At 53.0% G+C, this 20,460-nt stretch carries 17 protein-coding genes; 2 read left to right on the top strand and 15 right to left on the bottom strand.

Annotation, left to right across the window (positions count from 1 at the left end; all coding sequences use genetic code 11):
* Positions 1-94: 94 nt before the first annotated feature.
* From ulaA to AC3ZPD_RS12800, 3 genes are all read right to left on the bottom strand, one after another.
* Positions 95-1,363, bottom strand: coding sequence for a PTS ascorbate transporter subunit IIC (gene ulaA / locus AC3ZPD_RS12810; protein WP_490984680.1), 1,269 nt, complete (start codon positions 1,361-1,363; stop codon positions 95-97).
* A gap of 68 nt (positions 1,364-1,431) precedes the next feature.
* Positions 1,432-1,701, bottom strand: coding sequence for a PTS sugar transporter subunit IIB (locus tag AC3ZPD_RS12805; RefSeq protein ID WP_490984679.1), 270 nt, complete (start codon positions 1,699-1,701; stop codon positions 1,432-1,434).
* Complete coding sequence (locus AC3ZPD_RS12800; protein ID WP_490984678.1) at positions 1,698-3,779, bottom strand: BglG family transcription antiterminator; 2,082 nt, start codon at positions 3,777-3,779, stop codon at positions 1,698-1,700. The genes AC3ZPD_RS12805 and AC3ZPD_RS12800 overlap by 4 nt, the downstream gene beginning before the upstream one ends.
* Before the next feature lie 278 nt (positions 3,780-4,057).
* On the opposite strand from AC3ZPD_RS12800, the gene AC3ZPD_RS12795 reads away from it, so the two are divergent.
* On the top strand, positions 4,058-4,156 hold the full coding sequence (locus tag AC3ZPD_RS12795; protein ID WP_490984677.1) for a YjcZ family sporulation protein: 99 nt from the start codon (positions 4,058-4,060) through the stop codon (positions 4,154-4,156).
* A gap of 99 nt (positions 4,157-4,255) precedes the next feature.
* Here AC3ZPD_RS12795 and AC3ZPD_RS12790 read toward each other — a convergent pair whose 3' ends face one another.
* From AC3ZPD_RS12790 to AC3ZPD_RS12745, 10 genes are all read right to left on the bottom strand, one after another.
* Positions 4,256-5,074, bottom strand: coding sequence for an SPL family radical SAM protein (locus AC3ZPD_RS12790; RefSeq protein ID WP_490984676.1), 819 nt, complete (start codon positions 5,072-5,074; stop codon positions 4,256-4,258).
* Between the two features lie 14 nt (positions 5,075-5,088).
* Positions 5,089-7,419 carry a histidine kinase gene (locus AC3ZPD_RS12785; RefSeq protein WP_490984675.1) on the bottom strand — a complete coding sequence of 777 codons (2,331 nt, stop codon included), beginning with the start codon at positions 7,417-7,419 and terminating at the stop codon, positions 5,089-5,091.
* 73 nt (positions 7,420-7,492) lie between these two features.
* The gene (gene kdpC, locus AC3ZPD_RS12780; RefSeq protein WP_490984674.1) at positions 7,493-8,068 is read right to left on the bottom strand and encodes a potassium-transporting ATPase subunit KdpC; all 576 of its coding nucleotides are present in this window, start codon (positions 8,066-8,068) and stop codon (positions 7,493-7,495) included.
* Positions 8,069-8,085: 17 nt separating this feature from the next.
* Positions 8,086-10,113 carry a potassium-transporting ATPase subunit KdpB gene (kdpB, locus tag AC3ZPD_RS12775; protein ID WP_490984673.1) on the bottom strand — a complete coding sequence of 676 codons (2,028 nt, stop codon included), beginning with the start codon at positions 10,111-10,113 and terminating at the stop codon, positions 8,086-8,088.
* A gap of 22 nt (positions 10,114-10,135) precedes the next feature.
* Positions 10,136-11,812: a potassium-transporting ATPase subunit KdpA gene (kdpA, locus tag AC3ZPD_RS12770; RefSeq protein WP_490984672.1), complete on the bottom strand. Its 1,677-nt coding sequence runs from the start codon at positions 11,810-11,812 to the stop codon at positions 10,136-10,138.
* A gap of 24 nt (positions 11,813-11,836) precedes the next feature.
* On the bottom strand, positions 11,837-11,917 hold the full coding sequence (gene kdpF, locus AC3ZPD_RS12765) for a K(+)-transporting ATPase subunit F (protein ID WP_490984883.1): 81 nt from the start codon (positions 11,915-11,917) through the stop codon (positions 11,837-11,839).
* Positions 11,918-11,932: 15 nt separating this feature from the next.
* The gene (locus AC3ZPD_RS12760) at positions 11,933-12,442 is read right to left on the bottom strand and encodes a hypothetical protein (protein ID WP_490984671.1); all 510 of its coding nucleotides are present in this window, start codon (positions 12,440-12,442) and stop codon (positions 11,933-11,935) included.
* A gap of 318 nt (positions 12,443-12,760) precedes the next feature.
* Positions 12,761-13,465, bottom strand: a complete 705-nt coding sequence (locus AC3ZPD_RS12755) for a response regulator (protein WP_490984670.1) — start codon at positions 13,463-13,465, stop codon at positions 12,761-12,763.
* Positions 13,458-16,157 (bottom strand): ATP-binding protein, encoded by a 2,700-nt coding sequence (locus AC3ZPD_RS12750; RefSeq protein ID WP_490984669.1) that lies wholly within the window; start codon positions 16,155-16,157, stop codon positions 13,458-13,460. The genes AC3ZPD_RS12755 and AC3ZPD_RS12750 overlap by 8 nt, the downstream gene beginning before the upstream one ends.
* Before the next feature lie 52 nt (positions 16,158-16,209).
* Positions 16,210-17,004 (bottom strand): alpha/beta fold hydrolase, encoded by a 795-nt coding sequence (locus AC3ZPD_RS12745; protein WP_490984668.1) that lies wholly within the window; start codon positions 17,002-17,004, stop codon positions 16,210-16,212.
* 416 nt (positions 17,005-17,420) lie between these two features.
* Between AC3ZPD_RS12745 and AC3ZPD_RS12740 the strand changes: the two genes are divergently transcribed.
* On the top strand, positions 17,421-17,885 hold the full coding sequence (locus tag AC3ZPD_RS12740; RefSeq protein ID WP_490984667.1) for a hypothetical protein: 465 nt from the start codon (positions 17,421-17,423) through the stop codon (positions 17,883-17,885).
* A gap of 98 nt (positions 17,886-17,983) precedes the next feature.
* On the opposite strand, the gene AC3ZPD_RS12735 is transcribed toward AC3ZPD_RS12740, so the two are convergent.
* Positions 17,984-18,325: an iron-sulfur cluster biosynthesis family protein gene (locus tag AC3ZPD_RS12735; RefSeq protein WP_490984666.1), complete on the bottom strand. Its 342-nt coding sequence runs from the start codon at positions 18,323-18,325 to the stop codon at positions 17,984-17,986.
* A gap of 209 nt (positions 18,326-18,534) precedes the next feature.
* Complete coding sequence (locus tag AC3ZPD_RS12730; protein ID WP_490984665.1) at positions 18,535-20,340, bottom strand: sensor histidine kinase; 1,806 nt, start codon at positions 20,338-20,340, stop codon at positions 18,535-18,537.
* Positions 20,341-20,460: the final 120 nt, after the last annotated feature.

The following is a 20,460-nucleotide window of genomic DNA, read 5'->3' as shown; positions in this document are numbered from 1 at the left end:
GCGGAATCAATGAAAAAAGCCCATCCTCCGGGAGCCGAAACAAGGCTGTTTACAGGCCTTGTTCCGGATTCCAGCGATGGGCTTCTTCTATTTTTTACGCAGCCCCGAACAGCTTCATGATGCCGATGATCAGGGTGCCGACGACCCCGAAATCGGAGTCCCCGAAGGTCGTGCCGCCAAAGCCGAGATCGCCCATAAACACGAGCAGGATCGCTGGCAGGAAGCTGATGATCAGGCCGTTGGCGAATGCGCCGAGCGCCGCGCCGCGGCGTCCGCCGGTAGCGTTGCCGAATACGCCCGCTGCGGCACCGGTGAAGAAGTGCGGCACCAGTCCCGGCACGATTACGGCCAGACCGACGGCCGGCAGAATAAACATCGAAATAAGACCTGCCACAAAGCTGGAAATAAACCCGATGATAACCGCGTTAGGCGCAAACGGAAATACGGTCGGGCAGTCGAGCGCCGGTTTGGCATTTGGCGCGATTTTTTCCGCGATGCCTTTGAAGGCCGGAACGATTTCCGCGATCAGCATCCGTACGCCAGCCAAAATGATGTAGACGCCGGCCGCGAATGTAATCGCTTGCATTAAGGAGAAAACAATAAAGTTGGAGCCGCCCGAAAGCTCGCCTTCGATATACGAAGGACCGGCGAACAACGCCACGACCACAAAAAAGATGGCCATGGTCAGCGATACCGCTACCGACGTGTCGCGCAGAAACCCAAGCGATTTCGGCACTTTAATCTGTTCGGTCGTCTTTTCCTTGTTGCCGAATTTACGGCCGATGGCTGCCGAGGTGAAATAACCCAGCGAACCGAAGTGGCCGACGGCAAAATCGTCGCTGCCCGTAATCTGGCGCACGTACGGCTGAAGCAGCGCCGGGGACAGCACCATGCACAAGCCGAGGATGACGGCCCCGATCAGCACCAGCGGCGTTCCGGAAAGACCGGCAACGGACAAGGTTACCGCGATCAGGCAGGCCATAAAGAGCGTATGGTGCCCGGTCAGGAAAATGAATTTGAAGCGGGTAAACCGCGCCAGCAAAATGTTTACGATCATCCCGAGCACCATAATGAGCGCGGTCGAGGTTCCGAATTTGCCCTGTGCCGCAGCCACGATAGCTTCATTGTTCGGAATGACGCCGGAGACGGAGAAGGCATGGTTGAACATTTTGCCGAAAATATCGAGCGCTCCCGTCAAAACGGTGGCCCCTGCCCCCAGGATGACAAACCCCATGATCGTCTTCAACGTGCCCGAAACTACGTTGGCCGCCGATTTTTTTTGCAGCAGAAGCCCTACCAGGGCAAACAGGCCAACCAGAATGGATGGAGTGCCCAAAATATCATTCATGATCAGGTCCAGCATAGCTGCCACCCTCTTTCTTTTTCATAGGATTTAGAATAAAGTTGCGTTTCCATGTTTTAAAGGATCGGTCAGGACAAATGAGGCTCCAGCTTGGATTTGATCTCCGGAATGCTCATCATGTTCTCCAGCGTCACAATCGTGCGTGTGCCGTCGTCCAGCTGGTCCACGATATCGGCCGCGCCGATGTAGATGTCGGCTTTGACCGTTCTGGCCGAGGCCAAGTCGGTGTGATCGACTTCCGCCGTTTGACCCAGCTCATCCAGCGCTTTCTTGACGTTGATCTCCATAATAAAGCTGCTTCCGAGCCCATTTCCGCATACGACCATGATGTTTTTCATTTTGTTTCCTCCTTGGAATATTGATGAATGTATTCTAAGAGCACCGATTTATCGGGGCTTTGCAAAATATCTTCGATATGAGCCGGGTTGCCCAGCAGGGCCGTCAACTGGACAAGCGCTTTGAGATGCGACGAGCGGTCCGCCGCAGCCAGCACGATGATGAGCCGGACCGGCTTATCCGGCCCGAATTGCACCGGTTCATCCAGCCTGAGCAGGCTCATGGACAAGGAATTGACGCCCATGTCCGGCCGGGCATGCGGGATGGCCACCCCCGGCGTAATCACCACGTAAGGCCCGTTGGCTTCAACCGTCTCAATCATGGCATCCACGTAACGTTCTTCGATCGTCCCTTGTTCAAGCAGCGGTACGGCCGCCATCCGAATGCCTTCGCGCCAATCCTCCACCCGGGAGCCGAACTGGATCGTCTGTTCCGTAATTAGTTGTTCCAACACAGGTTTCTCAGCTCCTTCCAATGCATATCTGTTAATGTGCTGGGTTTGTGCATAAAGATGGGATTGCAGCGCCTTCTCGAGCTGCTCCGGTTCACGGATCGTCGCGTGGCCGGCGATGAGCTTCAGCAGGGCGCCCACGTCAAAATGAGGCACCGCATAACCGTACAGCTCCTGCATCACCTGCTGGCGCAGCTTCTGTTTGTCCGGCAGGTCCAAAATCGCCGGAATGACGAACAAAGTTGCATCCGTACGCAGGAAGACGGTGGAGAACACCAGATCATAAGCAAGCGGATAATGCGCCGCTTCCCTGACCGACAGGGCGTCCAGGAACAAAATGTCCGGAAACAGCTCGCGCAGCGTCAGGATCAGGATCCGGCTGATGCCGATCCCGCTCGGGCAAACGACGATCGCCCGCTTGCGGTCGTCCAGCACGGTCTGCTGCCTGCGCAGCCAGCCGCCGAAATGAATCGCAAAATAAGCGGCTTCATTGTCGGGGATCGCCCCGCCTATGGCTCGTTCAACGGCCTGCAGCGATTTTTTCGTCAAATGGAACAGCTCCGGGTACACCTTGCGGATCCGCTCTGTCATCGCATTGGCGACTTCGATTCCGTACAGCAGCCGGTAGTAGGCGGGCCGGAAATGCACATACAGCTGCTCATGAAACAGCTCCTTCTCCTGCAGCTGCACGCAAGCCAATCTTTCAAATTCGGCTACGACCTCCTGCAGCAGTTCCTGGATCACCAGATCCTCCTGAAGCGGAGAGAAATCATCCCGGGTCCGGTTCGTGCCCAGCACATGGAGCGCGGCGTACAAGCATTCCGTCTCGCTCCAGTCCGCGGGAAACGCCATGCGGTCCTCCTGCGTCATCCTGCGCAGCGACTTGAATTCGCGGGTCCTGGTGAGCGGCAGCCAGCTGTCCGTCTCCGGCAGCCCTTCGCCCTTGGCAATCAGCCGGTCGGTGCAGAGCAGCAGATAAGTCAGCTCCTGAAAACGTTCATCGGCAAAAACAGTGCCAAGCTCCCGCTCCAGGCCCTCAAGGTTCTGCCTGATCCGGGCCAGCTGCATCTCCCGGCGGGGATCGCCCCATAACGCGGTTACGACCGGTTCCCGGCTAGTTCCGTGCAGCAGGTCAAACAGCAGACGTTCAACGAAATACCGTTTAGCGCGGCTTTCGCCGGCAATGCCGTAACCTTCCTGCTTCGAATAACGAAGCTGGAGCCCTTCGAGCTGCAAATCCCGTCTGAATTTTTGAAAATCCTTTAATACCGTATTCCTCGAAACGCCCGTCGCCGATTGAAAATGGTAAACGGACAACGGTTCATCGGCCAGGAACAGCATGAAATAAAACAGCTGCTCCCGATCCTGCTCCGAAAATACGTAAGTCCGTTTGGACAGCTTTTCCGGAAAAACCTCCTCCCGGAGCCCTTCGGCCAGGTAATACCCGAGCTTCCGGTCATACTCCACAGGGCGGTAACCCTGAGACTGCAGCCAGTCGTTGGTTTTGCTTATGCCATACTGCACCTGTCTGCGGGTCAATCCCGTCTTGGCTTCAAGCTCCGACATTTGAAGAGAGGACGACTGCTGAAGCAGCTTCAGCAGCACAGCGCTACGTTCGTCTAAAATCATCCTGATATCCCCCTCTGCCCTTAGCATACAAGACTAAAAGGCTTAACGGTATTGTTTATAGGTCCCTTTCTTGTCAGGGAAACTGCACAACAATGTACTCTTACTCTACGAAAAAAGCCGGCGGTCCATTCCGTCTGCCCTTTGTTCGGCAGGCGGAAGGAACCGCTGGCTCTATCTGCATCGATTTTTATACCAAATCGCCCTCTCATTCCTAAAACCAATATCATATTCTATCTTGTATTCTGATATATATCTTGTTTGATGGGAGGGAGTCCATAATGAGTGAAGTCAACAACGTAGGTTGGGGTACTTCCACAGCCGCCATCCTCGTCTTGTTCATTTTGCTGGTCATCATCTCCAAAGCTTTCTGGTATTAATCAGCAGCTTCCAGGTGAGAACCTCTGCATCCCTTGCCAAACAGCGCTGTTCATATAACAGCGCTGTTTACGTCCGATTGAGCCCATTCCCCAATTCCATCAGGGCTCAAATCCCTTTTGGCTGACGAATACCTTGTCCTCGCCAAACGCCTTGCACATCCGTTCATAAACGGTTTTATAGGCGGAGGGGTGATACCAATCCTGTCTGCCGATTTGCGCATACAGCTCAGAGATGCCCAGCCGGCCGGTCCGTTTGCCGCCGCTGCCGTCGCCCATAAAATAGTCGTCCACGCATACCCGGTCCGTTACGCCGGCGAGCAGGCCGGCAAATGCCGGACTGCTCGGCAGCACCGGAGCGACGGTCGCCTGGGTGGCGATCCCGGCCTCTTTCAGCTGCTGAAGCGCTTTAAGACGCGCTGCGATCGGCGGCGCGGAAGGCGTAAAAAGGCGCCGTACCTGCTCCAGATCCGTTTCGACGGTCAGGCTGACCCTGACACGGCTTCCCAGCCGCTCCAGTAAATCGGCGTCCCGGGTCACCAGCGGACTCCGGGTTTGGACAAGCAAAAAATCCGGCGGCTCGGCGGCCATGACCTCCAGCAGCGTCCGCGTGACCCGCTCCTTGTATTCGGCGGGCTGGTAGGGATCGGTGCTGGAAGACATAAAAATCGTCACTTTGCCATTCTTTTTGGCTCTGGCCAGCTCTTTCGCCAGCAGCTCGGCTGCCCCCTGCTTGACATCCACCCAGCTTCCCCATTCCAGAGGCCGGAACAGGGAAACCGGCATCTGCCTTACATAACAATAAGAGCAGGCAAACGAGCAGCCGGTATAAGGATTGAGGGAATGGGTATAACCGGCCAGAAATCCTGTTCCTTTATTTAACAGGCTTTTCGGCTGTTTATACTGCAGTTCTGTTCCCATTGTGTTCCCCCTTTTCACGGCTCCCGTTTGATATTCGGATTATAATCGTCTACGACCAAAATGTCCAAATGTCTGGCAATCCTGAGCAGCTTTCGGGTAGTGATCCCTTCCCGGATCCGGCTCCGCCAATTCCGTCCGTTTGGGCCGATGATCAGCTGCGTCGCCCGGCATTCGTTTGCTTTAGCGAGTAAAACCTCGGCTTCCTGAAAGGGAGAGCCGGAGGTCGCGATTTCGAAAGTTCCGCCCAGACGTTCGGTCAGGCTTTGCAGCGATTCGATTTTTTTCCGCTCCTCTTCCCCGATGCTCCTGCCGGACTGGAGATAAGCGACCTTCCAGCCCGCCTTCAGCCGGTAGGCAATCCGGAATCCTCTGCGGATGAGCTTCTCGGCGCTTGGAGTCAGCTTTACGCAGACAAAAATGAATTCCCTTTTGTTCCACGGGCCGCGAAGCGAGCTTTTTCGTTCCCAGGCCTCCAGCCGTTCGTCCACATCATCCGCGATTTCGCGAAGGGCCAGCTCTCTCAGCGCGATCAGGTTCCCGATCTTGAAGAAATGCTCCAAAGCCTGCTGAATTTTCTCGGAGGCGTAAATTTTCCCGGCTTTCATGCGGGTTTGCAGGGCCTGGGGAGCCACATCGATCAACTCCACCTCGTCGGCCATGCGTAAAATCGAATCCGGCACGGTTTCCCGCACCCGGACGCCTGTAATTTGCTCGACCGAATCGTTAAGGCTTTCCAGATGCTGAACGTTAACCGTGGATATGACGGATATGCCTGCGTTCAAAATGTCCAGAATATCTTCGTAACGCTTGTTATGCTTGCTGCCCGGGACGTTGGTGTGAGCCAGCTCATCGACCAGCACCAGCTCCGGATTCCGCTTGAGGATCGCCGCCGTATCCATCTCGGTGAGATTAGCGCCTCCATAAGAAAGAATCATCCGTTCAATCGTGGGCAGGTCCGAAACCTGCCCGGCGGTTTCCGCCCGGCCGTGGGTTTCCAGGTATCCGATGACGACGTCGGTTCCCTTCTTCAGCAGGTGGTTTCCTTCACGCAGCATCGTGTACGTTTTGCCCACCCCCGGCGCAGCGCCGATATAAACCTTAAACCTGCCTCGGGTCATCCGGCCGATCCGTTCATCGACCTCCCGGCTGCTTAGCCGGTGGTACAAGGAGCCTTGCCGGGAAGCGGCCATTTTGGCCGGCATGATCCGCTCCCCTTGATGCGCGGCCCGGTCGGCCACAATAAAAATGTCCATATTCCGCGATTTTCTAAGAATCTGATAGACGACGGAACCCTGCAGCAGCTCCTGCCAAAACGTTTGTTTCGAATGGCCGATGAGAATGCGGGTCACACTGTGATCGAGGGCATACCGGATGAGCTGATCCGGCAGCCTCCGTCTGGAAAGCAGCGTCAGCTCCGCAAATTGGGCGCCCACCTTGTCGATCAGCTTGGTCATCGACTGTTTAAAGGCAAGCTGCTCCTTGCTCGGCCGCCGGTCCTTACGGACAAAAGTGACTACATGAAGGTCCCCGTTTAACCGTTTGGCCACCTGCTGCCCGCGCCGGATATAAATGGACCCGTTCCAATGGTATTGGGTCGAAACCAAAATGCGCTCGGCGGCTCCGGAAGGCCCCAGCATCCCCATTTCCTCCCGATGTTTCTCCAGGGAATCGTTGACGCCTTCGGCCACGAGCCGCAGGGCAAGCTCACGCAGCACGCCCAGGTTGCCCCGCTCAAACCAGGGAGCAGCCGAGCTGTTCTTCAGGTTGCCTTCCGAAAATCGCTGAAGCAGCGTCTCCGGGGTGACATCGATCAGGCGGACTTCGTCCGCCAGCTCCAGCAGATTGGCCGGGATAGTTTCCTCTACCTTGATATTCACATATTTTTGGGCAAGCTCCCGGACGCCTTCAAGTTCGTAGACGTTGACGGTAGTCATGACGCTGATGCCGCGGGCAAGCAGCTCCTGGATATCGTCCCATCGGGTCGGACGCTCCGCTCCCGGCCGGTTGCGGTGGGCAAGTCCATCCACCAGTACCACTTCCGGATTGCGCTCCAGCAGCGCCTCCATGTTCAGGTCCTTTTTCTTGATCCCATCCGATATCCACGGAATGCTGGGCACCCGCTCCAGCCCCCGCAGCTGCTCCATCGTTTCCGGACGCTGCAGGGTGGATACCGCGCAGATCACCACGTCGATTCCCTGATCCTTTAAGGCAGCGCCCTCCCGGAGCATATGATAAGTTTTTCCGGTGCCGCTCACGGCCCCGATAAAAATTTTCAGCCGGCCGCGATGCAGCTTGGAGATTGACAGCAAAATTTCCTCAGGGCTTTTCCTCCGGTAATTGTCCAAGCGACCATTTCCCCTTTGATCCGCAGCTTGTTCATGATCTGAACTCATTTTGAATGGCGGGCATGGAAGGCCCTTATTTCCCCGCTGCCGCTTTTTGCACATCAAGGTTCAGAAGCAGCACATTAACGACAGGTTCGCTGAACAGCCCAAGGTCTCTGCCCTTCGTATGCCGGTTGACCAGCTCCTGCAGCTGATCCGCCGGTATGCCCGTGTTGGCGCTGACGCGCGGAATCTGAACTTCGGCTGCGGCTACACTGATGTCCGGATCCAGCCCGGAACCGGAGTTAGTGATCAGGTCGATCGGCAGCTCGGAGACGGGAATCTGCGGATTTTCCTTCTCCCATGCCTGTACGGCTTCCTCGGTACGTTTGATCATGTCCGGATTGGACGGCGCGTAATTGGGCGTCCCGGAAGAAGCCGCATTGTAATCGATGCTGGAGATTCTTCCATGGAACAAGGCAGGCGAAGCAAACGATTGTCCGATCAGTTCGGAGCCGATCAATTGATGATTCGCATCATATACAAGACTGCCGTCTGCTTTATCAGGCATAAAAGCCTGGGCAATTCCCGTTACGACAAGCTGGTAAACCACCACAAGGATGATCAGGGCCAAACTTGTTCTTAAGGTTACCGTTAGGGTCTTCATCATTTTTCGCTCTTCCTTCCCTAAACCATGAATTGAACTAGCAGATCAATCAATTTGATGCCGATAAACGGCACGATGACGCCGCCCAGCCCGTAAACCAGCAGATTGCGGCCCAGAAGCCGGGACGAGCTCATCGGTTTATAAGCGACTCCTCTCATGGCCAGCGGAATCAGCAACGGAATAATGACCGCGTTAAAAATCAAAGCGGACAAAATCGCCGACAGCGGCGAATGGAGCCGCATAATATTCAGAGATTCCATCTCCGGAATCGCCATCATAAACATAGCCGGAATAATGGCAAAATATTTGGCGATGTCATTAGCGATGCTGAAGGTCGTCAAGGCCCCGCGCGTCATCAGCAGCTGCTTGCCGATGGAAACCACTTCGATGATCTTTGAAGGATCGGAATCCAGGTCGACCATGTTGGCCGCTTCCTTCGCGGCGACGGTGCCGCTGTTCATCGCAATTCCGACGTCCGCCTGGGCCAGCGCCGGCGCATCGTTGGTTCCGTCGCCGGTCATGGCAACCAGCTTCCCTTCCGCCTGCTCTTTGCGGATCACGGCGATTTTGTCCTCCGGTTTGCTTTCGGCGATAAAGGCGTCGACTCCGGCTTCCGCCGCGATCGTCGCCGCCGTCAGCGGGTTGTCGCCCGTACACATGATCGTTTTGATGCCCATTTTTCTCATCTGGTCAAAACGTTCGCGCATTCCCGGTTTTACCGTATCTTTCAGATAAATGAGGCCCAGTATATGTTGATCGACGGCAACGGCTAACGGCGTGCCGCCTGCCGAAGCGATCGCATCGGATTTCTCCTGCAAATCGCGCGGAATCTGTCCCCCCTGCTCGGCCGCCCACTTTTTGACGGCATCCACAGCGCCTTTGCGGACCTTGCGTCCATCCGTCAAATCCACGCCGCTCATGCGGGTTTCCGCTTTAAATTCTATAAAGGCCGCCCCATCGGCCAATTGCGGCTGATAAGAGAGGTTCAGCTTGTTCAGCAGTTCCAAGACGGATCGTCCTTCCGGGGTTTCGTCTTTCACGGAGCTGAGCGCCGCCCATTCCGCAACCTCGGCCACGCTGCGCTGCCCTGCCGGGACAAACTCGCTGGCCATCCGGTTCCCGTAGGTGATCGTCCCTGTTTTATCCAAAATAATCGTGTTAATATCCCCCGAGGCTTCTACGGCTTTACCGGACATCGCCAGCACATTAAACTGGGTGACCCGGTCCATGCCGGCAATGCCGATAGCGGACAGCAGCCCGCCGATGGTGGTCGGAATCAGGCAGACAAGCAAAGCGATCAGCACCGGAATTTCCAACTGAATGCCCAGATAATCGGACATAAACGGCAGGGTTACTACGACGATCAGAAAAATCAGCGTCATGCTGACCAGCACGGTATTCAGCGCAATTTCATTCGGCGTTTTTTGCCGTTTCGCCCCTTCGACGAGGGAGATCATCCGGTCCAGGAAGGATTCGCCAGGGTCGCTGGAGATGCGGACTTTGATTCTGTCGCTGATCACCTTCGTGCCGCCGGTTACGGAGCTGAAGTCGCCGCCCGCTTCTTTAATGACCGGCGCTGATTCCCCGGTGATGGCCGATTCGTCGACCGAAGCCAATCCCTCGATCACCTCGCCGTCTCCCGGAATCATTTCCCCTTGGGAAACAACAACGACGTCCCCCTTGCGCAGCTCCGTGGAGGGTACCAGCTTGATGCCGCTGCCGTTCACTTTGTTCGCCATAATTTCTTTTTTGGTTTTCTTTAATGAATCGGCCTGCGCTTTCCCCCGGCCTTCGGCCAAAGCTTCCGCAAAGTTGGCGAACAGCACCGTAAACAGCAGGATCAAAGCTACGGCCAGATTAAATCCGGATGAAACCGATCCGTAAAAAGCATCCGGCACAAAAACCAGAAACAAAGTGATCATAAACCCGATTTCAACCACAAACATGACGGGATTCCGGACCATGATCCGGGGATCCAGCTTGATGACGGATTGTTTTACTGCCTGCCGGACGATTTCGCCGGACAATGCACTTTTTTTCGTACTCATTTCTCGACTCCTCCAATATGCGCTAAGGTTTCAAGGTCAAAAATTCAGCAATCGGTCCAAGCGCAAGCGCCGGGAAAAAGGTCAATGCGCCAACAATAACAGCAGCGCCGACAAAGACGGTTCCAAAAAGCGCGTTATCGGTGCGGAAGGTTCCCGAAGATTCAGGCACGGTTTTCTTGACGGCCAGCGATCCGGCGACAGCCAGCATGGCGATGATGGAAAAATACCGTCCGAAGAAAATCACCAGTCCGGTCGATATGTTCCAATACGGCGTTGCGTCTCCCAGGCCTTCGAACCCGGAACCGTTGTTGGCGGCCGAAGAGGTGTACTCATACAAAGCTTGGCTGAGTCCATGGAAACCCGGGTTGGACAGCGTATCGGCATGCGCAAACAAAGCGATCGCGGTCGGCACCAGAACCAGCAGCGGGCTTATGATCAAGTTGACGGCGATGAGCTTCATCTCTTTGCCTTCGATTTTTCTGCCCAGGAATTCCGGTGTTCGTCCGACCATCAGCCCGGACAGGAAAACCGCAATCATCGCGTACATCAAAACGTTTATAAATCCGGCTCCGACGCCTCCGAACACAGTGTTCAGCATCATATTCGCAAAAGCAACCAATCCGCCTATAGGCGTCAAAGAGTCGTGCATCGTATTTACGGCGCCTGTCTCTGATGCGGTCGTCACGACAGCGTAAAGCGTCGATTGCGCCATTCCGAAGCGGGCTTCCTTCCCTTCCATGGAACCCTGGTCATGCTGAATGCCCATCGCATTCAGGACCGGGTTGCCTGCGCTTTCGCTGGCCAGGGCCACGCCGAGCAGCACGATAAACATCATCGCCATGGAGACAAACAACACGCGCCCTTGCTTGGCATTGCCCACCATTTTTCCGTAAGTAAACGGAAGCGCCGTTCCCAGCAGCAGCATGAGCAAAATTTGCAGCAAATTGCTGATGCCGTTCGGGTTCTCAAATGGATGTGCGGAGTTGACTCCAAAAAATCCCCCGCCGTTGTTTCCGAACTCCTTTATCGACAGGAATGAAGCGACAGGCCCGCGGGCAATTTCCTGTTTGGCCCCTTCCAGCGTTGTAGCTACCGCGGTCGGTTCCAGCGTTTGCGGAACGCCCAAAGCCACAAAGACAACCGCCATCACCAGGGATACCGGCAAAAGAATGCGGGTAATGCCCCTGATGAAGTCCACAAAAAAGTTGCCGAGCGGCTTGCCGGAAATGCCCCGGATAAATGCGATCGCCGCAGCCAGTGCGGAAGCCGGAGCGGCAAACATCAAGAAGATGATGGCCACCATTTGCGACAGATAGGAAAGCCCCGTCTCCCCGCTGTAATGCTGGAGGTTTGTATTCGTCATAAAGCTGATCGCCGTATTAAAAGCGAGCGTAGGCTCCATGGAGGCCACATGGCTCGGGTTCAGCGGCAGGCTGCCCTGAAACCGGAAGATCAAGTAGACGATCAGGATCATCACGCAGTTGCTGAGCAGCAAGGACAGTGCATATTGCTTCCAGCCCTGATTGTCCTTGCGTATGCCGCTGACATAATAGATAGGCTTCTCCAGCCAGCCAAAGCCGCGGTCCAGGCCGGTTGGTTCATAATTAAAAGCTTTCGCTATATACAAGCCCGCCGGACGGGCGAGCAATAGCGATATTAGTAATGTGATTGCTATGGCAATCCAGTTTTGGGTAGTCACAGGGAATCCCTCCTGAAATCGTGGCTAAAATTTTTCCGGATGAATAAGCGCATAAGTTAAATAAAGAAACAGCGCGGCTGTCAATGCCAGCAGTACCCAGATCATCGTGGTTCACTTCCTTCATCGACCACGGCCGAAGCCCAGGCCGTGAAGCCGATCAGCGAGAGAGCAATCAGCAGCAGGATCACGATCATATACAGGTCCATCATGGGTTTGGTCCTCCTCTTCAGTCCTTTTAAGCAAAAATGACAGATCATCACTTTGGCTTCGGATGACATAATTTGCCCCCAATGATCGGTAGACCATTGAAGGATAGTGATTACGGGTGATCACAAAAATGGTTGAGTTTCTGTATTTTCCAACAATTTTCAATACTTTACAGCATGTTTCCAAATCCTCCTCAAAAATATAAATCCGCGTCCATTCAGAACAGCCCCCTAAATTCGCCGCTTCGCCACCATTATCGTCAGGCTCCCAAGGTTTTAAAACCGGCTCAGGCTCCTTCCCCGGAATTTCGGAAATGCCGGGGATAGCGGTGTAGCTTTGCTGAAGTTCAGAGAGCCTTCGAACAAAAGCCTCCCCTGCTTTGCTGAACGGAAACACCAGTACTTTTGCTTCCTGCTTGCGCATAACCTTGCCTTCTTTCTCTGCCTTGTAAATCGTATCAGTTCCCCCGTTAACTTGGGATTAGAGTTTAGTTTCGAAGTATTAAGATCCTGTTAAGGCATTCATAGGTTCCTCCCCCTTGCGTTCCCTTTCAAGCTAAGGGTATCATTTCCGCCATTAGCATAGGATTAGAACTCGAACCGCTTAATAAAGATCAAATTAAGATAGCCTGGTTATTTATCTGAAGACATGAAGACAGCAAAAAACCATGCCTTTGGGAAGAAGCATGGTTCCGTTCGCGGATATGGGTATGGGTAAACTTTAGCTTTATTCTGCCTCATTTTATTCCTCGGAAAGCTGGAGCATCCGGTAGCCGACCCCGATATGCGTCTGAATAAATTTGTTCTGTGACGATGTTTTTTCGATCTTTTTGCGCAAGGTGGCCATAAAGACCCGGAGGGCCGGAATGTCATACGAATGACTGCCCCAGATTTCATTGATCATATAATTATACGTCAATACTTTCCCGGAATTTTTGGCCAGCAGGCACAGGATTTTGTATTCGCTTGGCGTCAGGTGCACCTCTTCTCCGGACAGCCAGACGCAGCCTGCGCTGTAATCAATTTTGAGGCTGCCGTTCGTATAGATGGAAGAGTCGCTCAGCAGCTTCGTGCTGTCGTTCCGGATTCTCCGCAGACTGACTCTAAGCCGGGCGAGCAGTTCTTCAACGCTGAACGGTTTGGTCAGATAGTCGTCCGCTCCCGCATCCAGCGCTTCGATTTTGTCGCGGTCTTCACTGCGGGCGCTGACCACAATGATCGGCAAATTGGACCAGGTGCGGATTTTGCGGATGATTTCCACGCCGTCCATATCCGGCAGCCCCAAATCCAGAATTATTAAATCCGGCGCCCTGGACAGCGTCTCCAGAATAGAGGCCTCTCCCGTATGCGCCGTCAAATATTTATAACCCTGGGTTTCCAGTGTCGTCGTAATGAGCTTCCGGATCGGTTTGTCGTCTTCCACGACCAAAATGACCGGTTTATTCATGAATATTCACCTCTTCCGCGTATAAAGTGAAGTAAAAGACGCTCCCGCGGGGCTCATGATCTCTCACCCCGATGGTCCCGCCATGCGCCTGGATAATGGATTGACATAAGGCTAATCCAAGTCCCAGCCCGCGCCGACCGTCAGCCGAGCTATTATTTCCCGTGTAAAACATTTCGAACAACCGTTTTTTGTCGGCATCGGAAATTCCCGGACCATCGTCCGAAACTTCAACGAGAATCCATTTTCCGCTTCTTTTCGCGCTTATTAGGATAACGGATCCGTCCTGCGTGTATTTGACGGCATTGTCTACCAGATTGATCAAAACCTGTACAACAAGCCGCGAATCCATTTTTGCCATTAAAAGCTCATCTTCCAGCTCGGTCTGGATTTCATGCTTCTGGCTGTTCCGAGTTACGTGGCGCATCGCTTCTGAAATGACCTCTTCCATCAGCTCCGCCTGAAGATCCAGCCTCATCGTTCCGTTGTCGATCCGGCTGATCGACAGCAGGTTTTCCACCAGATTGATCAGCCATATGGAATCGTCGTAGATATCCAAATACAGCCCGATCCGCTGTTCTTCATCCAGCACCCTGGAGTTGCTAAGCAAAATGCCGGCGTTGCCTGAAATGCTGGTTAACGGGGTCCGCAAATCATGCGAGATGGAGCGCAGCAGATTTGCGCGCAGCTGCTCCTGGCGAATTTGCATTGAACTTTCTTTCTGCTGCTCGTTTAAACGCTCCTTCTCCAGCGCAAGCGCGCATTCGCCCAGCATGGCGATCACCAGGCTTTTTTCAAAGGAGTCGAGCGGATCCCGTTCATCCATCGCTATGGCCGACACCGCCAGCACTTCCTCGCCTCCCCGGACGGCGTGATAGAGACATTCGGCACCAAAAAAGGTATCCGTCGTTGCGCCTGCTCTTTTATTGTTGGTAAACACCCAATTGGCCACGGCCTTTTCGTTGTCGCCCGTATACAGCGCCAGGTCTGCCGACTCTTCCCCGCCCGGGAACACAATCGGCTCGGACAGCTTGTTCTGATCCACGGGGTAAAAAATAACCGTCCGTCCCAGCAGCCTGACGAGCTGCCGGGCTGTTTCTTCAATAATCGCGGCCGCGTTGCCGGCCTGCTGCAATTTGCGGCTCGTTTCCAGCAAAATTTCGGTACGGTAAGCTTTCTGGGCGGCAAGCCGGGCCTGCTCCCGAACCCGCATCGTCAAGGTGCTGGTCAGGATCGAAGCGGCCAGCATGACCACAAACGTGATCAAATAACCGGAATCATACGTTTTAAGCGAATAATAAGGCTCCGTAAAGAAATAGTTAAACACCACAACGCTAAAAACGGACAAAAGCGCGCTGTACAGCCTGCCTTTGGTGATCATGGCATTCAATAAGACGCCCAGCAAATACACCGTAATGATATTGGCTTCCCGAAAGCCCAAATCTTTAAACCATATGCCCACGACTGTGCAAAAAAGCAAAATACACAGACTTTTTAACAAATCTCTAAAAGACAGCTCGGGAGGTTTAAGCTGGAAACCGAATTTCGCCGGGCCTTCGGTTTCCACGTACGGAATAATGTAAGTCTCTATATTGGGAACTAGCGGGATCAGTTTATCGATCAATGAAGACTTGTGCACCCCACGCTTCCGGTCCGGAGAACGTCCCAAAACCAGCTTGGTCACCCCGCTCATTTTGACGTATTCGGCAATTTGAACCGGGATGTCTTCCCCGTAGACGGTTGCGATCTGTGCCCCAAGCTGCTCGGCCAATTTCAGATTTTCCCGCAGCTGCGTTTTTTTCAAATGTTCAAAATCCCTCGCGCCTTTGTTCTCCCGTTCAGGCGCTTCTACGTATAGGGCTGTAAAGTGACTGTGGAAAACCTCGGCCATTCTCGCCGCTGTGCGGATGACCTTCCGGTTCGAAGGCGCGGAGGAAAGGCACACCAGAACGTGATCCTGGTACCGCTCCTCTTTTTTCGCCTGTTCGTTGATCTGGATCGCTATCCGTCGCAGCTGCTGAGCCGTAATTTTGAGGGCGATTTCCCGCAGCGCCCTTAATTTCTCGCGGACGAAAATCCCGGAGAAATCCCGGCTGTCCTGGGAAAGCTCTTCGGGATGCATCTGGCCTTTGGAGTAACGTTCGGCCAGCTCATCCGGGTCCGCATCCACCAGTTCAACTAGATCAGCGCGTTCAAACACGCTGTCCGGAATCCGCTCTTGGGCAGGGATCCCCGTGATCGAGGTCACGATATCGGTCAAGCTTTCGATCTGCTGGATATCAAGCGTCGTATAAACATGAATGCCCGCCCGGAGCAGCTCCTCCACGTCCTGGTATCTTTTTTTGTGCCGGCAGCCCTCCGCATTGACGTGAGCCAGCTGGTCCAGCACAAGAATATCGGGACTCCGGCGAAGCGCAGCGTCGAGGTCAAATTCCTTAACGGCCGTTTCTTGACCGGTTAAAGACGGAGCGGGCAGCGGCCTGAGCTTTTCAAGCCCGGAGGAAACCTCCAGCATAGGAACGCCGGCGTGGCCGAGAACGACGTCCATCCCGCTGCCTGCATCCCGCTGCGCAGCGCTGAGCATGGCGCTAACCTTGGCCAGACCGGGAGTAAATCCAAGAAAAATCCGCAGCTTGCCCCGTTTCTTTCTGGGTGGGCCCGGCGGCGAGCCCTCTTGCATCGTATCCCTAGGCATAACGGACCCACCTCCTTTAAAAAATGAAGTTAAACCGGAATCGTCTGATTCCTTATTTTACGCTAGTTTCCAAAAAAGACCGGACAACCTGATTAAAAAGGTCCGGCTGACATAAATTGCTTGGGGGCAACGAATCCGCTATCACGCCGAATTGGGCGTTTTGAAGCCGGGCCGCAAAGGCCTCCATTTTATGCCTTTCATATTCGGCGGAGTCTGCCGCCAAGCAAAGGACCGGTTTGCTGAACAGCTCCATAGAGACGGGAAGCTGCGCCAAGGCCATTGCTATTCTTTGTTTATATAATTCCCACGGCCGTTTTTCAAGCATGCACCGACGGATGACCTGATAAGCCGATCTCCAACGCTGATAGGACAAACGCATGGCGGGAAGCACCCATTCGCTGGGCGCGTAATAGGTGACCCAGCTGCAGTAGGCGGCTGCCAGCTGGATTTTTCTAATCGCCGCCGAGGTTTCGACCTCCGGAGCATAGCTGTCTACGAGAACAAGGGCTTTTACCCGGTTGGGGTATTCGGCGGCCAAATGCTGCGCTACGACACCTCCGTAGGAGACTCCGACAAAAACCGCGTCACGGATCTGCAGCTCATTCAGCAAAATAATCAAATCCGCGCATTGCGTCTCCAAAATGTCTTCCCTGGATTGCGACAGTTTGCCTGATTTCCCGTTGCCGCGCAGGTCGCAAAGAACGACGCGGTACCCTTCGGAGAAATAGGCCATCTGATGCTGAAACATCGAATGCGTAAGCCCGTGGCCATGAACAAAAACGATAGGTACGCCGCTCCCCTTCACCTCATAATATAATTTTGTTCCGTTTAGATTGGCTAATGGCATCCTAATCACCTCAGTCCTTCTCGAGCCTTGAAACAAAGCCGGCAAGCCGAATTCATCAAGCCAGTATAACATGCAAGGAATTAATGCCGTATTTGGATGTTGCTCAAAGATATTAAGATCGCATTAAGATTTCCTGCCCGCTCAAAAATGAAATCCGACATCGCCTTTGAGGCGGCATTCGGGAAGCATTAGGGACTTGTTAGAAGGTTTAAACCGAAATAAAGAGTCTGTTAAGATCGGCGAAAATGCAAGAATATACGAGTAAAACAGGGAAAAAGAGAGCTTTCGCGGCCTTTCCCCGTTCTTTTTCCCGGCTTCGCCTGTTGAACTCCGGTTATCGAAATTCCCCGGTTTTACACGCCGGAGGACTCTGTGCCACAATCCTTCCAGATATATATTTCAGGAGGTAGGTAATCTTGGACCGAAACATACTTTCAAAAATAGAGCTGTTCTCTTTTCAAACCCGTCCTTCTTTCTGCCGTCAGCCTCTTCCTCCCGGCCGCTGGTATCTCGTTCTCAGGCTTGAATGCGGGGACTGCGACAGCTATGGGGAATGTCAGCTCCTGCTCCCGCCGGGCCAGGCGCCGGATCTGATTGAATGGGGAATGTACTTACGGTCCTTTCTTTATGTAACGGCAGAAGAGGCGGCGGAATTGCTGCGTATACACGAAGGAGAATGGTCCGTGGAACAACGCGAGTTGCTGCACTCCGCTTTATCGGCGGTCCAGACCTCCTCTTCCCGAAACCTCAAGCTGGCGGCGGGCATATCCTCCGCGGGCTTCAAAAACGTCTCCCTCTACCGGAAAAAACCTCGACTGGTTCTAACCGATACGGCCTGTCTGATTGCAGAGTCTACGGCTTATTTTGCCCCGCTGTCCTAAAAAAAGAAAATGACCTCCGATGAATTCCGTTCATCAGGGGTCATTTCATTGCATACAAATTGTATTAATTTCCATTTAAATTCCCTCTAGTCCGGTTCTTAAACCGCCTCGTTCAAGTCTTTCCGTCTGTCCTTCAGGATGACATGGTCGCTGTAGAGCATCGAATCACTGCTGAGACGGAAGCTCGGGAAGGTTGGATGCCCTTTAAGCCGCACCGTTTGCTCGAAATAAATTTCCTGCTGGGTGTCTACCAGGAACGAAAAAGCTTCCGATTCCAGCGGTTTGTCGGTAGCTCCGGGTTCGCTCAGGATCAAAATGTTAAAAACCCCGCCGGTAGCGCAGCCTTCGTTCTCCGTAATCAGTTTAAAATAACCGGGTTGGCCTTTCAGCGCTTTCTCCAGTTTTTCTTTGGCCATCGAATCCAATTCAACATTTTTCATTTTGATCCTCTCCTTAACGTAAATGAGGTCTGTACCGTTCATGACAAATTTCTAAAAATTATATTGTCTACAATTTAGTTTTACAACATATCATTCGTTTTGTCAATACCTCCGGAGTATTAACCGAAAGTTAAACCTTAATTTACCCTGCCTGCAAAAAAAGAAACAGCCCCACCGGAGGAATCCGAGGGGGCCGTCTGAAATTTTGTCTATCCGATGGCAGCGCGGTCATCTTGAACATGAAGCGGATCTTTATGCGTCAGCTCTTTTGGTGCTAACGGTATTTCTATGGTAAAGCAGGTCAGCTCATCCGTGCTCTCAAGCAGCACCCGTCCGTTGTAGGTAGCCGTAATTTGTTTGACGATGGCCAGACCCAAACCGCTGTTGCTTCTCTTCGGTTTTGTGGAGAAGCCGTGCTCGAAAATTTGCTCCCGAATTTCCTGCGGGATCGCCTCCCCGTTATTCAGCACCTGCATAATGAGCGTTTTCTGCTCTACATAGGCCAATATGGTAACGCGGCGCTGGTTTTCCTCCAGGTTCTGCACCGCGTAAAAAGCGTTGTCGATCAAATTTCCCGCAATCCGCACCAGGTTGGTTATTTTTACGATATCCAGGTTCAGCTGCGCAAAATGGGTGAAGCGGTATTCGAAAGAAATCTTCCGTTCCAATGCCTGCGCCATTTTGGCCTGAATCAGCCCGTTAAAAGCCGGGATTGGAATATCGATAATATCGTTCAGGGACTTGTTAATATGTGACAAGCTTTGCAGATACTGCTCCAGCTCGTTGTATTTCTTGATCTTGGCCAAGCCCGACATGGCAAAAATATGGTTAACGAAGTCATGCCGGTATTCTTTGACTGTCTTGAACAAACTTTCGATATTTTGCAGGTACATGTTTTGCACGTCGTCCACAAGTTCGGTTTGTTTACGAATATAGCGGACTACGGCGACCAGCATCAGCGCGCCGATCAGGACAAATACCAGACCTACGATCGAAATGCGGATTTCCTTATGAATCAGATCGGAGGTCATCTTGTCCATATCTGAGGTAACGATAATCAGCATCCGGTCGAAGCCTTTATTCACGTTGTCCTCAAGCGTAATCGGCGAGTAGGTGCGAAGCACCATCCTTCCGTTGATTTCCATCACTTCATGCACTTTCTCCATCTTGTCGAAAGCCTTCTTGGCCAGCTTCTGATCCTGCGAAGAGGTATAGGTATAGTCGCCGTACAAGACCATCCGCTCCGAATGCCATTCCGGATTGTCGGGATTGGGCGCTTTCCATTCACCCTGCAGAATCTTGTCGTTCAGAATGCCAACCTCCAGCACCAGCGGATTGTTTTTCTCCTGGTCGGCAATATTAAATTCTACGCCCGCCTGATTATGAAAACGATTGATGATGTCCTCCGAAATATAAGGATCAATCAGATAATCCGTGGTTCCGTCATTATAATATCCCCACTTGCTGATCCGGGTCGGATCGGCGGTGGAGGTATCATAGGGGCCGGCCCAGAAATTCGTCAGGTTTTCGCCGAAATTTTCAATCGGGGTGGCCTGGTGTTTCTCCATCAGCTCGGCGAACACCTTGTTCCATTTGCCGCTGCCCCATGTTTCAGTGGTCAATCCGATCTCCTTCGGATCGCTGGATCTGGCGCCGACGAAGTTGTTTTCATCCTTTATATATTTGAACAGGGTAATGCCTTCAATGCCCAATTTATTTTTAACCTGAGTCAGCTGTTCGTTGGTAACGTCCTCCAGTTTATGAGGCAGCATGCCCTGAGCGCTGATGGCCGCGATGCGGAGCTTGTCCGCCAAAGCATCCTCGAACAGCATTTCGCCTTTTTGCGTAATTTCCAGAGACGACTTAATGTGTGAAGTCATGATTTCTATATTTTGCTTCTGGCCGTCCAGCAGAGTGTTTCTCATGGTGTAATAATAAATGCCGTTCAGCAGCAGCAAAAGCACGGCCGTAGCCAGTATATATGTGATCATTAACTTTCTAAACCTTAAATTCATTAAGCGATTCTCCTCTGGTGTTCTCCTCTAAAAATCCTTCTATAACCATCATACAAAATCTGTGTCATAATGACACGGTAAATTTCTGTAATCGGTTAATTTTTTCATAGAATAATAAGG

The sequence above is a fragment of the Paenibacillus mobilis genome (genome assembly GCF_058267595.1).
Note: the sequence above shows the minus strand (reverse complement) of the source record. Positions and strands in the feature narration are given on the sequence as shown.

Excerpts from the sequence above, each read along its gene's own strand:
- ulaA (WP_490984680.1), bottom strand. The coding sequence starts at position 1,363 with ATGCTGGACCTGATCATGAATGATATTTTGGGCACTCCATCCATTCTG.
- AC3ZPD_RS12730 (WP_490984665.1), bottom strand. The coding sequence starts at position 20,340 with ATGAATTTAAGGTTTAGAAAGTTAATGATCACATATATACTGGCTACG.
- AC3ZPD_RS12805 (WP_490984679.1), bottom strand. The coding sequence starts at position 1,701 with ATGAAAAACATCATGGTCGTATGCGGAAATGGGCTCGGAAGCAGCTTT.
- AC3ZPD_RS12790 (WP_490984676.1), bottom strand. The coding sequence starts at position 5,074 with ATGGGAACAGAACTGCAGTATAAACAGCCGAAAAGCCTGTTAAATAAA.
- kdpF (WP_490984883.1), bottom strand. The coding sequence starts at position 11,917 with ATGATCTGGGTACTGCTGGCATTGACAGCCGCGCTGTTTCTTTATTTA.
- AC3ZPD_RS12750 (WP_490984669.1), bottom strand. The coding sequence starts at position 16,157 with ATGCCTAGGGATACGATGCAAGAGGGCTCGCCGCCGGGCCCACCCAGA.
- AC3ZPD_RS12755 (WP_490984670.1), bottom strand. The coding sequence starts at position 13,465 with ATGAATAAACCGGTCATTTTGGTCGTGGAAGACGACAAACCGATCCGG.
- AC3ZPD_RS12745 (WP_490984668.1), bottom strand. The coding sequence starts at position 17,004 with ATGCCATTAGCCAATCTAAACGGAACAAAATTATATTATGAGGTGAAG.
- kdpB (WP_490984673.1), bottom strand. The coding sequence starts at position 10,113 with ATGAGTACGAAAAAAAGTGCATTGTCCGGCGAAATCGTCCGGCAGGCA.
- AC3ZPD_RS12800 (WP_490984678.1), bottom strand. The coding sequence starts at position 3,779 with ATGATTTTAGACGAACGTAGCGCTGTGCTGCTGAAGCTGCTTCAGCAG.
- AC3ZPD_RS12795 (WP_490984677.1), top strand. The coding sequence starts at position 4,058 with ATGAGTGAAGTCAACAACGTAGGTTGGGGTACTTCCACAGCCGCCATC.
- kdpC (WP_490984674.1), bottom strand. The coding sequence starts at position 8,068 with ATGATGAAGACCCTAACGGTAACCTTAAGAACAAGTTTGGCCCTGATC.
- AC3ZPD_RS12735 (WP_490984666.1), bottom strand. The coding sequence starts at position 18,325 with ATGAAAAATGTTGAATTGGATTCGATGGCCAAAGAAAAACTGGAGAAA.
- AC3ZPD_RS12760 (WP_490984671.1), bottom strand. The coding sequence starts at position 12,442 with ATGCGCAAGCAGGAAGCAAAAGTACTGGTGTTTCCGTTCAGCAAAGCA.